General features: G+C 72.8%; 11 protein-coding genes. 5 read left to right on the top strand and 6 right to left on the bottom strand.

The features are described 5' to 3' along the window. Window positions 1-84 precede the first annotated feature (84 nt). Window positions 85-480 carry a winged helix-turn-helix transcriptional regulator gene (locus ACIQUT_RS31705; protein WP_403567962.1) on the bottom strand — a complete coding sequence of 132 codons (396 nt, stop codon included), beginning with the start codon at window positions 478-480 and terminating at the stop codon, window positions 85-87. A gap of 119 nt (window positions 481-599) precedes the next feature. Here ACIQUT_RS31705 and ACIQUT_RS31700 point away from each other — a divergent pair, with 119 nt between their 5' ends. The 3 genes from ACIQUT_RS31700 (at window position 600) to ACIQUT_RS31690 (ending at window position 4212) form a co-directional block, all read left to right on the top strand. Continuing rightward, window positions 600-1454: an SDR family oxidoreductase gene (locus ACIQUT_RS31700; protein ID WP_403567960.1), complete on the top strand. Its 855-nt coding sequence runs from the start codon at window positions 600-602 to the stop codon at window positions 1452-1454. Between the two features lie 168 nt (window positions 1455-1622). Further along, a complete protein-coding gene (rarD, locus tag ACIQUT_RS31695; protein ID WP_403567958.1) occupies window positions 1623-2591 on the top strand; it encodes an EamA family transporter RarD in 969 nt (322 codons plus the stop codon). A gap of 304 nt (window positions 2592-2895) precedes the next feature. Continuing rightward, window positions 2896-4212 (top strand): M28 family metallopeptidase, encoded by a 1317-nt coding sequence (locus ACIQUT_RS31690; RefSeq protein WP_403567956.1) that lies wholly within the window; start codon window positions 2896-2898, stop codon window positions 4210-4212. A gap of 18 nt (window positions 4213-4230) precedes the next feature. Here ACIQUT_RS31690 and ACIQUT_RS31685 read toward each other — a convergent pair whose 3' ends face one another. The 4 genes from ACIQUT_RS31685 to ACIQUT_RS31670 all read right to left on the bottom strand — a co-directional run bounded on the left by ACIQUT_RS31685 (window position 4231) and on the right by ACIQUT_RS31670 (window position 7457). Then, window positions 4231-4647 (bottom strand): hypothetical protein, encoded by a 417-nt coding sequence (locus ACIQUT_RS31685; protein ID WP_403567954.1) that lies wholly within the window; start codon window positions 4645-4647, stop codon window positions 4231-4233. Continuing rightward, entirely contained in the window at window positions 4644-4847 is a 204-nt protein-coding gene (locus ACIQUT_RS31680) for a plasmid partition protein ParG (RefSeq protein WP_256987143.1), read from the bottom strand. Before ACIQUT_RS31680 ends, ACIQUT_RS31685 begins: the two co-directional genes overlap by 4 nt. Before the next feature lie 96 nt (window positions 4848-4943). After that, a complete protein-coding gene (locus tag ACIQUT_RS31675) occupies window positions 4944-6185 on the bottom strand; it encodes an outer membrane lipoprotein carrier protein LolA (RefSeq protein WP_403567953.1) in 1242 nt (413 codons plus the stop codon). 261 nt (window positions 6186-6446) lie between these two features. Then, window positions 6447-7457 (bottom strand): polyprenyl synthetase family protein, encoded by a 1011-nt coding sequence (locus ACIQUT_RS31670; protein ID WP_403567952.1) that lies wholly within the window; start codon window positions 7455-7457, stop codon window positions 6447-6449. A 345-nt stretch (window positions 7458-7802) separates the two neighbouring features. On the opposite strand from ACIQUT_RS31670, the gene ACIQUT_RS31665 reads away from it, so the two are divergent. Continuing rightward, window positions 7803-9809: a CocE/NonD family hydrolase gene (locus ACIQUT_RS31665; RefSeq protein ID WP_403567971.1), complete on the top strand. Its 2007-nt coding sequence runs from the start codon at window positions 7803-7805 to the stop codon at window positions 9807-9809. Window positions 9810-9924: 115 nt separating this feature from the next. On the opposite strand, the gene ACIQUT_RS31660 is transcribed toward ACIQUT_RS31665, so the two are convergent. Then, entirely contained in the window at window positions 9925-10743 is an 819-nt protein-coding gene (locus ACIQUT_RS31660) for a Cof-type HAD-IIB family hydrolase (protein ID WP_403567950.1), read from the bottom strand. A gap of 141 nt (window positions 10744-10884) precedes the next feature. Here ACIQUT_RS31660 and fahA point away from each other — a divergent pair, with 141 nt between their 5' ends. Continuing rightward, window positions 10885-12108 carry a fumarylacetoacetase gene (gene fahA / locus ACIQUT_RS31655; RefSeq protein WP_403567948.1) on the top strand — a complete coding sequence of 408 codons (1224 nt, stop codon included), beginning with the start codon at window positions 10885-10887 and terminating at the stop codon, window positions 12106-12108. Window positions 12109-12151 lie beyond the last annotated feature (43 nt).

Here is a 12151-nt window from a genome sequence, read left to right as displayed (position 1 = left end):
TACGCGGGCGACCAGGACACCCAAAACCGTTCGGGATGTCCGCAGAGAGCAGGAATGGGTCCAAGACTCACTCCTGCTCACTGATTAGGAACGGTTCCGGGCCTCGTCGTACGCGGACCGCGCCGCCTGCACGTCGGGGGTGCGCCGCTCGGTCCAGCGCGCCAGGGCCCACACCTGCTCGGCGGCCTCGCGCCCCAGCTCGGTGAGGGAGTAGTCCACGCGCGGCGGGATGACCGGCTTGGCGTCGCGCAGCAGGAAGCCGTCGCGCTCCAGCGTCTGGAGGGTCTGGGCGAGCATCTTCTCGCTGACCCCGCCGACCTCGCGGCGCAGCTCGCTGAAGCGGTACGAGCGCTCCACGAGTGCGGCGAGCACCAGCACGCCCCAGCGGCTGGTGACGTGCTCCAGGACCCCGCGGGAGGGGCACATCGGAGCCTTCACGCTCATGGCGGGCCGCTTCCCGCCCGTGTCACTTACTGCCATACCAGTACCTTACTTTGAAGTGGGTACTTACGACTGGTTAGCGCTTTCCCTACGGTGGTGTCACAGCCGGACAACACGGCACACACCCCATGCACCACACCCGCCCCAGGGAGAGCATCATGAGCATCGTCGTCACCGGAGCCACCGGAGCCCTCGGCCGCCTCGTCGTCGAGGAACTGCTGACCCGGGTCCCGGCCGCGGACATCGCCGTCGCCGTCCGCGACAAGGCCAAGGCCGCGGACCTGGCCGAGCGCGGCGTCGAGGTGCGCATCGCCGACTACGACGCCCCCGAGACCCTGGCGGACGCCTTCCGCGCCGGCGACCGGGTCCTGCTGATCTCCGGCAACGCCGTCGGCCGCCGGGTGCCGCAGCACACCGCGGTGATCGGGGCCGCCAAGGCCGCCGGCGTCGCCCAGCTCGCCTACACCGGGATCCTCGGCGGCCCCGAGGCCGACTTCGAGCTGGCCGCCGAGCACAAGGTCACCGAGCGGGCCGTGCTGGACTCCGGCCTGCCCTACACCTTCCTGCGCAACGGCTGGTACCACGAGAACTACACCGCCCAGCTGGCCGGCGTCCTGGCGCACGGAGCCGTCACGGGCAGCGCCGGCGAGGGCCGGATCGCCTCGGCCGCCCGGGCCGACTACGCCGCCGCGGCCGCGGCCGTCCTGACCGGCGAGGGGCACCTGAACCGGGTCTACGAGCTCTCCGGCGACACCGCCTGGAGCATGGCCGAGTACGCGGCCGAGGTCGCGGCGCAGTCCGGCAAGGAGATCGCGTACACCGAGCTCCCGGCCGACGCCCACCTGTCCGCCCTGATCGGCGCGGGGCTCCCCGAGGGCTTCGCCGCCCTGCTCGTCGACGTGGACGCGGCGATCTCGCGCGGCAGCCTGGGCCACACCGGCGGCGACCTGTCCCGGCTGATCGGCCGCCCCACCACGCCGGTCGCCGAGGCCATCGCCGCCGCCCTGGCCTGAGGCCGTAACGCCCGCACGGGCCGGGTGCGACCTGCGTGAGTCCGCCCGGCCCCGGCCCCACAAGACATCGACAGTGTCATCAGTATCTCCTGCTTATGCACATGACATCGAGGGCCTGCGGCGCTAGGTTCTTGGGTGAGGTTGGCCGGAATGTGACGGGAGGCCCGCGTGGAGGCGGAGAACGAGCAGCGCGCAGGACTGCTCTACGGATTCGGTGCCTACGGGATGTGGGGGCTGGTCCCCCTCTTCTGGCCGCTCCTCAAGCCCGCCGGGGCCGTCGAGATCCTCGCCCACCGCATGGTGTGGTCGCTGGGCGTCGTCGGCGTACTGCTGCTGGTCATGCGCCGCTGGGGCTGGATACGGGAGCTGCTGAGGGAGCCCCGCAAGCTCGGCATGACCGCCCTGGCCGCCACGGTGATCTCCGTGAACTGGGGCCTGTACATCTGGGCCGTCAACAACGGCGCGGTCGTCGAGTCCAGCCTCGGCTACTTCATCAACCCCCTGGTCACCATCGCCATCGGCGTCCTGCTCCTCGGCGAGCGGCTGCGCCGCGCCCAGTGGGCGGCGGTCGGCATCGGCTTCGCCGCCGTGCTGGTGCTCGCGATCGGGTACGGGCGGCCGCCGTGGATCTCGCTGGTCCTGGCCTTCTCCTTCGCCACCTACGGGCTGATCAAGAAGAAGCTGGGCATGGGCGGCGTGGAGTCGCTGGCCGCCGAGACGGCCCTGCTCTTCCTGCCCGCCCTCGGCTACCTGCTGTGGCTGGGCGCCCAGGGCCGGTCCGCCTTCGGCAGCGAGGGCCTCGGGCACTCGGCGCTGCTCGCCTCGACCGGCCTGGTCACCGCGATCCCGCTCGTCTTCTTCGGGGCGGCCGCGATCCGGGTCCCGCTGTCCACGCTCGGGCTGCTGCAGTACCTGGCCCCGGTCTTCCAGTTCGCGCTCGGCGTCGTGTACTTCCACGAGGCCATGCCGGTCGAGCGCTGGGCCGGCTTCTCCCTGGTCTGGGCCGCCCTGGCACTGCTGACCTGGGACGCGCTGCGTGCGGCCCGCCGCTCCCGGGCCCGGCTGGAGGCGGCCGGGACCGCGGCCCGGGCGAGCGCCCCGGCCCCGGCGGCCGCTCCGGAACCCGAGCGCACGTAAGTCCCGCCCGGCACGCGTACGCAGGCCCGCCCGGCACGCGCACGTAAGTCCCGCCCGGCACGCGCGCGCAGGCCGCCCGGCACACCCCGTACGGCGCCCCCGCGAGGCCCCAATACCCCCACGATCCCCGGCACGGAACCACCGTGCCGGGGATCGTCCGTTTTCCGAACGACCCTGACCGAAACACGGTCTTGACTGACAGTCATATTCTCGCTGAACATCAGGCGCACTGACGCACGACCGCTCACCTGCTCTATCCCCGCACGTTCCGTTCAATCCCCAACGGAATCCCCGGAGCCCCCACATGAGCCTGTTCGTCCCTCGGCGCCTTGCTGCCGTGACCGCGCTCGCGGTCGCCGGCCTCCTCGCCTCCACCGCCCCCGCCGCACTGGCCTCGCCCACGGCGGCGACCGCGGCCCCCACCCCGCCCGACATCCCGCTGGCCAACGTCAAGGCGCACCTGACGCAGTTCCAGTCCATCGCCGCCGCCAACGGCGGCAACCGCGCCCACGGCAGGGCCGGCTACAAGGCCTCGATCGACTACGTGAAGGGCAAGCTGGACGCGGCCGGGTTCACCACCACCCTCCAGACGTTCACCTCCGGCGGCGCCACCGGCTACAACCTGATCGCCGACTGGCCGGGCGGCGACCCGAACTCGGTGCTGATGGCCGGCTCGCACCTCGACTCGGTGACCTCCGGCCCCGGCATCAACGACAACGGGTCGGGCTCGGCCGCCGTCCTGGAGACCGCGCTGGCCGTCTCGCGCGCGCAGCTCCAGCCCACCAAGCACCTGCGGTTCGGCTGGTGGGGCGCGGAGGAGCTCGGCCTGATCGGGTCGCGGTACTACGTGAACAGCCTGCCGAGCGCGGAGAAGGCGAAGATCTCCGGCTACCTGAACTTCGACATGATCGGCTCGCCGAACCCGGGCTACTTCGTCTACGACGACGACCCGGCCATCGAGCAGACCTTCAAGACCTACTTCTCGGGCATCGGCGTTCCGACCGAGATAGAGACCGAGGGCGACGGGCGCTCCGACCACGCCTCCTTCAAGAACGCGGGCATCGCGGTCGGCGGCCTGTTCACCGGCGCCAGCAACACCAAGACCTCGGCCCAGGCGCAGAAGTGGGGCGGCACGGCCGGCCAGTCCTTCGACCGCTGCTACCACTCCTCCTGCGACACCACGTCGAACATCAGCGACACCGCACTGGACCGCAACGCGGACGCCGTCGCCTACGCCGTCTGGAACCTGGGGGCGGGCACCCCGGTCCCGCCCGGCCCGTCCTTCGAGAACACGGCCGACGTGAACATCCCGGACTCCCCCGGCGCCGCGGTGAACTCGCCGATCACGGTCTCCGGAGTGGCGGGCAACGCCCCGGCCACCACCAAGGTCGACGTGAACATCGTCCACACCTACCGCGGTGACCTGGTGGTCGACCTGGTCGCCCCGGACGGCACCGTCTACAACCTGCACAACCGCAGCGGCGGCAGCGCCGACAACCTCGTCCAGACATACACGGTCAACGCGTCGAGCGAGGCGGCCAACGGCGTCTGGAAGCTCCAGGTCAAGGACATCGCCGCGCAGGACGTCGGCTACGTCAACAGCTGGCGGATCACCTTCTGACCCGACCGCCGCCCGGCGCTACGCGCCCTCGGAAGGACCCTGGAGCGAAGCGTCCAGCGGCTCCCTGATGAGGGCGCGCAGCTCCTCGGCCACGGCGCCGATGTCGGCCCGGCCCAGCTTCGCGGCCTCCACCAGGTCGCCGAGCTGCTCGGGCGAGGGAAGCTGTTCGGCCCCCGCCACCCGCAGGTAGGAGCGGGTGGCGGCGGCCGCGTAGAACTCGTTCATCGGCGATTCCAGCGCCGGGCACACGGCGAGGGTGTGCAGGAACGCGGCGGCCCGCCACGCGGTGTCCGGGGCGGGCTGTTCGGGCACCATGACGAGGTCGTTCTGGTGCCGGGCGACCGCGGCGGCCACCCCGGAGGGATCCCACACGGCGGGATCGGACGGGAGATGGTGGGCCAGGGCGGTCCAGGCCCACTCCATGGTGATCTTCAATTGCCGAACCGTTCCTGGAAGTAGCCCCAGTGAACGGCGAACTCCTCTATCCCGGAGAGGAAGTTCTTCCGGTCCTCGTCGAGCTCGCGCTCCGTCACCTCGGTGATCAGCGCGGTGACCGTCGTCCCCTGTGCCGCCGCACGCGCCTTGAGACGCTCGTGGAACTCCTCGTCCAGGCGGATGGTGACGTGTCTCGACATGCTCCCCACGGTACAGCGGGGCTGCTGTACACACGGCCGGAACGGCCGAAGGGTGGGCAGGGACACAGTCCCCGCCCACCCCTGGCTGTGCGGCGGCTACTTGTTGGCGGTGGCGGCCTGCACCAGCGCGTCCTTGGTGACCGCGCCGACGTACACCTTGCCGTCGTCCGTGATCAGCGCGTTGACCAGGCGGGTCTTGAAGATCCGGCCCTCGCCGAACCCTCCGGAGACCTTGTCCCCGAGGGAGTTGAGGAACTGCTTGGCCTCCTTCGGGGTGTTCTTGTCGTTCTCCAGCTCCTTCAGGCTGCGGCCCGCGCCCGTGTCGATCCGGGCGATGGTCCCCCAGCCCTCGCCGAGGACCTTCATGTCCCCGTTGCCGTCCTTGCCGCCCTTGCCGTCCATGCCGCCGGTGATGGCGCCCAGGCCGGGGAAGGCCTCCAGGCCCTTGAAGTCCTTGCCGTGGCCCGGGCCGCCCTCGGGGCCGCCCGCCTTGCCCTCGGTCACCTTGGCGCCCTTGGGCGGGGTGAAGGCGAAGGTGTCGGCGGCGGGCCGGGCGAAGTCCACCTTCGTGAAGCCGGCGTCGACGATCGGCTTGCCGCCCTCGGCCGCGAGCAGCTGCACGCGCAGCGGCACGCCGTTCTTCGCGTCCACGGCGATCTTGACGGAGCCGACCGTGGAACCGCTCTGCTTGGGCTTGAGCACCAGCTGGTACGCGTCCCGGCCGGCCACCTGGGCGTTGTCGCCGACGCTGATGTCCGTGGTCGGGCCGGCGGCCTTGAGGACCTCCTGGGCCAGCTCCTGCGGGGAGGCCCCGAGCCGGTCGGCGGTCTTCTTGTGGTCCTTGCCGGCGGCCTTGCCCGCCTCGGCGTCCTTCTCGTGCCAGACCTCGTTGGCCTTGCTGTCGTAGCCCCAGACGTCCGCGCCGTTGTGGATCAGGCTGTACTCGTCCTTGCCGTCCACGAACGTGACCTTCTGGCGGTCCGGCCCGTCGGCCGCGACCCGCAGCGTGTGGCTGCCGCTCGCCAGCCGGGCGAGCTTCTCCTGCGGGTCGGCCGACCCTCCGGCGACACCACCACCGCCGCCGCCCGCCGCGCCCAGGAGGCCGCCCGCGAAGGACGGCAGCCCCAGGTCGGTGCTGATCTTGGCGCTGCCGGAGAACTGCTCCACGTCCGAGGCGGCGACCTTCTCGATCAGCTGCTGGGCCGTCACCTTCGGCAGGTCCGGGCTGCCCGCGTTGGCGAAGGCCGGGACCATCGCCACCGTCGCCGCGGCCACACCCGCCACGGCGACCGGTACGGCGTACCGGGCGGCCTTGCGGGACTTTGCGTTCGTTGCCATGTCTGCCCTACCTCTTTGTGTACGGCGGCGGCCTTCTTCCATGCCTGTACGTGTCCACCCCGCGCCGCCACTCTCACCCGATCTGGTGGGGATGTATCTCCATCTGACCAAAGAGGAGGGGGTCGGGGCGTCACTCCGCGGACTCAACTCCGTGTACGCCCAGGGGATGACATGACCGGGGCCCCGCATCCTCTGCCCGTAGGGGATGCGGGGCCCTGCATGTGACCTCGGTCGTACCCGGTGCCATCCGGGCGGCGGCGGCTAGCCGGCGCGGTGCACCACCGCGTCGCACAGCTCCTCCAGCGCGGCCTTGGCGGCGCAGTCCGGCAGCGGCGCGAGCATGGCGCGGGCGTCCTGCGCGTAGCGGACGGTGTCCCGGCGGGCCTGCTCCAGCGCGGGGTGCACCCGCAGCCGGGCGAGGACCTCGGCGTGCCGGGCGTCGTCGCTCAGGTCGCCGTCCAGGAGGCGTACGAGCTCCAGGTCGGCGGGGTCGCCGCCGGCCGCCGCCATCTCGCGCAGCCGCAGCACGGGCAGCGTCGGGATGCCCTCGCGCAGGTCGGTCCCCGGGGTCTTGCCGGACTCGTGCGAGTCGGAGGCGATGTCGAGGACGTCGTCGGCGAGCTGGAAGGCGGTGCCGAGGCGTTCGCCGTACTGGGTGAGGATGTCGACGACGGACTCGTCGGCGCCGGACATCAGGGCGCCGAACCGGCCGGAGACCGCGATCAGCGAGCCGGTCTTGCCGGCGATGACGTCGAGGTAGTGGGCGACCGGGTCGCGGCCGTCGCGCGGGCCGGCGGTCTCCAGGATCTGACCCGTCACCAGCCGCTCGAAGGCCTCGGCCTGGATGCGCACGGCCTCGGGGCCGAGGTCCGCCAGGATGTGCGAGGCGCGGGCGAACAGGAAGTCACCCGTCAGGACGGCCACCGAGTTGCCCCAGCGGGCGTTGGCGCTGGCCACGCCGCGGCGCACGTCCGCCTCGTCCATGACGTCGTCGTGGTAGAGCGTCGCCAGATGGGTGAGCTCCACGACCACCGCGGAGGGCACGATGCCGGGCGCGTAGGGGTCGCCGAAGCGGGAGGCGAGCATGACCAGCAGCGGACGGAACCGCTTGCCGCCGGCTTTGACCAGGTGCTGCGCGGCATCGGTGATGAAGGGGACCTCGCTCTTGGTGGCCTCCAGCAGACCCGCCTCGACGGCGGCCAGTCCGGCCTGGACATCGGTCTCAAGAGCCTGGTCCCGCACGCTCAGTCCGAACGGCCCGACGACGGTCACGAGGGGTACTCCTGTCTGCTGACGATCACGCTGACGATCACCTGGATTGTCGATGTGTCGCTGCCTTCTCTCAAGCCAGCCTATCCGGTCCGATTTCGATCACCGCGAGCACCCGTCATGCCGCCGCCGACGCGCTGCCCCGAATACCCCGGTATGTTCGTGATGAGTCGAGACAACCGGAGAGCACGTCTTGTCCAGAACTGTGACCGAGAGGGAGGACCCGGCGGAGCCGGTCGCCGCGGACGGCGCCGCGGCCACCCGTATGGCGGCCGTCGGACGGCTGACGCCCGCGCGGCCCGCCCCGGCCGCCGCCGGTCCACCGAGGAGGCGGGCGGCCCCATGGACGTGAACATCCGCACCGCCTTCCCCCACGAGACGGCGCACGAGGACGTCCGCATCCCGATGCCCGACGGCGTGGAGCTGTACGCGCGGATCTGGCGCCCGCTCACCGCCGGGCCCGTCCCGGCCCTGCTGGAGTACCTGCCGTACCGGCTGACGGACTGGACGGCCCCGCGGGACGGGCAGCGCCACCCCTGGTACGCGGGCCACGGCTACGCCTCGGTGCGGGTGGACGTACGCGGCCACGGCTGCAGCGGCGGCAGCCCGGGCGAGGCCTACGCCGACCGGGAACTGGCCGACGGGGTCGCGGTGGTGGAGTGGCTGGCGGCGCAGCCGTGGTGCACGGGGTCGGTGGGGATGTTCGGGATCGGGTGGGGCGGCACCAACTCCCTCCAGGTCGCGGCGCTCGCCCCGGAGGCCCTCAAGGCCGTCGTCACCGTCTGCTCGACGGACGACCGCTTCGACAACGACGCGCACTACGCGGGCGGCTCGGTCCTCGCCGCGGACCTGCACGCGGCGTCCGCGACCCTGCTGGCCTTCGCCGCCCGCCCGCCGGACCCGCAGTACGCCGGCGACGGCTGGCGCGAGCAGTGGCTGGCCCGGCTGGAGTCGGTCGAACCGCCCGTCCACGGCTGGCTGGCGCACCAGACGCGCGACGCCCACTGGATGCACGGCAGCGTCTGCGAGGACTACGGGGCCGTGCGCGCGGCCGTCCTCGCGGTGGGCGGCTGGCACGACCCGTACCGGGACACCGTGCTGCGGCTGGTCTCCCACCTGCCGGCCGACCGGGTGCGCGGCCTGATCGGCCCCTGGTCGCACCAGTACCCCGACCGCGGGCTGCCGCCGGGCCCGGCCATCGGCTTCCTCCAGGAGACCCTGCGCTGGTGGGACCACTGGCTGAGGGGCTCCGCCAACGGGGTGATGGACGAGCCCCTGCTGCGGTCCTGGATCTCCGCCTCCCACCCGCCGGCGACCACGTACGAGGTGCTGCCCGGCCGCTGGGCCGGCGACCCGGCCTGGCCCTCCCCCGCCGTCACCCCCGTCACGTACGGGCTGCAGGGCGCGCCGGTGGCCGTGGCCTCGCCGCAGCACACGGGCCTGGACGCGGGGCGGTTCCGCCCGTACGGCAACGACGCCGACCTCCCGCCGGACCAGCGGGAGGAAGACGCGAAATCCGCCTGCTTCGAGTTCCCGGTGGCGGGCGGGACGCCCCTGGAGATCCTGGGCCGCCCCCGGGCCACCCTGCGGCTGCGGATGGACGTCCCGTACGGGCAGGTCGCCGCCCGCCTCTGCGACGTCGCGCCGGACGGCTCCTCCACGCTGGTCACCCGGGGCGCGCTGAACCTGTCGGCGCGGCTGGGCCGGGACCGGGCGGTGCCGTGGCCGGTGGGCGCGTACGAGGACGTGGTGGTCGAGCTGAACGGCATCGGGCACGCCTTCGCGCCGGGCCACCGCATCCGCCTCGCCCTGTCCTCGGCGTACTGGCCGTGGATCTGGCCGCGGGCCGGCTCGGAGGCCGGCTGGACGCTGGACCCGGCCGGCAGCGCCCTCGTCCTCCCGGTGCGCTTCCCCTCCCCCGCCACGGACGGCGCCGTCGCCTTCGGGCCGCCCGAACAGGCGCCGCCGCTCGGGGTGGCCGTCCCGGCCACGCTGGACGAGCCGCGGCCGGAGCGGATGGTCGTACGGGACGTCGCGCGCGGGACGTGGCGGCTGGAGGTGGACCCGCGGTACGGCGGGACCCGGGTGTACCCGGACGGGCTGGAGTCCACCGAGGAGGCGGGCGAGGTGTACGAGATCCGGGACGGGGACACCCTGTCGGCCCGGACCCGCTCCGCCTGGCGGATCCGGCTGCACCGGCCCGAGCCGCTCTGGGACGTGCGGATCGAGACCCGCTCGGAGATCGGCTGCGACGGCGCCGCGTTCCTCACCTCCGACGAGCTGGTGTGCCGGGAGGGGGAGGAGGTCGTCTTCCACCGCACGTGGGAGCGCCGCCTGCCGCGCACCGCGGGCTGACCGTGCCGCCCCCGCACCCGCACCCGCACCCGCACCCGCCCGTGCCGACGCACCGGACCCGCGCCGGAGCGCGCCGGATCCGCACCGCGTCAGCACCGCGTCAGCGCCGGCCGGGTCAGCCGAAGAGCCGCTCCAGGACCACCGCGATGCCGTCGTCCTCGTTCGACAGCGTCACCTCGTCCGCGACGGCGACCAGTTCGCGGTGGGAGTCCGCCATGGCGACCCCGTGCGCCGCCCAGGCGAACATCGGGATGTCGTTCGGCATGTCCCCGAAGGCGATGGTGCGCGAACCCCCGACCCCCAGCACCTCGGCCGCCAGTGCCAGCCCGCTCGCCTTGTCCACCCCGAGCGGCTGGAGTTCCACCGTGTGCTCCCCCGCCATGGTCACGTTGACCATGTGGCCGACGACCCCCCGCGCCACCTCCGTGAGCTCGTCGTCGTCGAGCTCCGGGTGCTGGAGCAGCACCTTGTTGATGGGTGCGGCCCACAGGTCGGCGCGCTGCCGCACCCGCACCGTCGGCAGGTGGGGGTGCGGCATCCGGTAGCCGGGCCCTATCAGCATCGCGGCGTCCACCCCCTCCTGGTCGACCGCCGCCCAGACCTCCCCGATCTCGGCCTCGATCTTGCCGAGCGCCTCCTCCGCCAGCTCCCGTTCCATTTCGACGGCGTGCAGCAGATACCCGCGCGCCGCGTCGTACACCTGCGCGCCCTGTCCGCACACCGCGAGCCCCGTATACCCAAGGCTTTCGAGGACATGGCGCACCTGCGGAACGGGGCGCCCGGTGACGATGATGTGCTGGGCGCCCGCGGCGCGCGCCGTCGCGAGCGCGGCGTACGAGCGGCCGGAGACGGTGTCTCCGGCGCGCAGCAGGGTCCCGTCCAGGTCAGTGGCGATCAGAGAGAAAGGGGGGGCCGAAGGCGGGGCGGAAGTCACTGCGCAAGGATACGGACCCCAGTGGACAAGTCCTACAAATAGCGCCCGAATCCCGCCTCCCGCAGGCCCCGGCAGCCACGTAACGTGTCAACCAGCCCCCGGGACACCCCCCGGACCGCATCGAAAGCGAGGCAGTACCCCATGCCCCAGCAGAGCCCCCTCGATGTCCCCGAGGGCGACCCGTTCGGGCCGCACAACCTCCCGTACGGCGTCTTCTCCACCGCCGGCGACTCCCGCCGCCGGATCGGCGTGCGCATCGGCGGGCACGTGCTCGACGCGGGGGCGGCCGCGGACGCGCTCGGCTCCCCGTACGCCGGCCTGCTCGGGCAGCCCTCGCTGAACCCCCTGCTGGCCGCGGGCCGCACCGCCTGGCGCGACGTGCGCCGCGCGCTGACCGCCTGGGTCACCGACCCCGGCCACCGCGAGACGGTCGAGGCCCACCTGCTGCCCCTCGACGCGGTCACCATGCACCTGCCGTACGAGGTCGCCGACTACGTCGACTTCTACGCCAGCGAGCACCACGCCACCAACGTGGGCCGGATGTTCCGCCCCGACGGCGAACCGCTCACCCCCAACTGGAAGCACCTGCCGATCGGTTACCACGGCCGCTCGGGCACCCTCGTCGTCTCCGGCACCGACGTCGTCCGCCCCTCCGGCCAGCGCAAGACCCCCGCCGACGCGGCCCCGGTCTTCGGCCCGTCGGTCAAGCTCGACATCGAGGCCGAGGTCGGCTTCGTCGTCGGCACCCCCTCCGAGCTGGGCACCCCCGTCGCACTCGGCGACTTCGAGGACCACGTCTTCGGCCTGTTCCTCCTCAACGACTGGTCCGCGCGCGACATCCAGGCCTGGGAGTACGTGCCGCTGGGCCCCTTCCTCGGCAAGTCCTTCGCCACCTCCGTCTCCGCCTGGGTGACCCCGCTGGAGGCCCTCGACGCGGCCCGCGTCGCCCCGCCGGCCCGCGACTTCCCGCTGCTGCCCTACCTGGACGACGCCGACGCCGACCGGCCCGGCGGCTTCGACCTGCACATCACCGTCTCCATCAACGGGCAGGAGGTCGCGCAGCCGCCGTTCGCGACCATGTACTGGACCGCGGCCCAGCAGCTCGCCCACATGACGGTCAACGGCGCCTCCCTGCGCACCGGCGACGTGTACGGCTCGGGCACGGTCAGCGGCCCCGAGGTCGCCCAGCGCGGCTCCCTGCTGGAGCTGACGTGGAACGGCCGCGACGCCATCGAGCTGGCCGAAGGCAAGCGCACCTTCCTGGAGGACGGGGACACCGTCACCCTCACCGCCTGGGCCCCGGGCCCCGAGGGCACCCGCGTGGGCCTCGGCGAGGTCACGGGCCGCGTGGTGGCCTCCCGCTAGCCCGTCTCCACGGCCCCGCACGGCTGCGGCGGGGCGGCGGCTC

This window comes from Streptomyces sp. NPDC090445, from assembly GCF_044769385.1.
Taxonomy (GTDB): domain Bacteria; phylum Actinomycetota; class Actinomycetes; order Streptomycetales; family Streptomycetaceae; genus Streptomyces.
The sequence above is the reverse complement of the archived record's forward strand: the minus strand, read 5'-3'. Positions and strand labels throughout refer to the sequence as shown.

Excerpts from the sequence above, each read along its gene's own strand:
- ACIQUT_RS31680 (WP_256987143.1), bottom strand. The coding sequence starts at position 4,847 with ATGTCGAGACACGTCACCATCCGCCTGGACGAGGAGTTCCACGAGCGT.
- ACIQUT_RS31675 (WP_403567953.1), bottom strand. The coding sequence starts at position 6,185 with ATGGCAACGAACGCAAAGTCCCGCAAGGCCGCCCGGTACGCCGTACCG.
- ACIQUT_RS31700 (WP_403567960.1), top strand. The coding sequence starts at position 600 with ATGAGCATCGTCGTCACCGGAGCCACCGGAGCCCTCGGCCGCCTCGTC.
- ACIQUT_RS31690 (WP_403567956.1), top strand. The coding sequence starts at position 2,896 with ATGAGCCTGTTCGTCCCTCGGCGCCTTGCTGCCGTGACCGCGCTCGCG.
- ACIQUT_RS31705 (WP_403567962.1), bottom strand. The coding sequence starts at position 480 with ATGGCAGTAAGTGACACGGGCGGGAAGCGGCCCGCCATGAGCGTGAAG.
- fahA (WP_403567948.1), top strand. The coding sequence starts at position 10,885 with ATGCCCCAGCAGAGCCCCCTCGATGTCCCCGAGGGCGACCCGTTCGGG.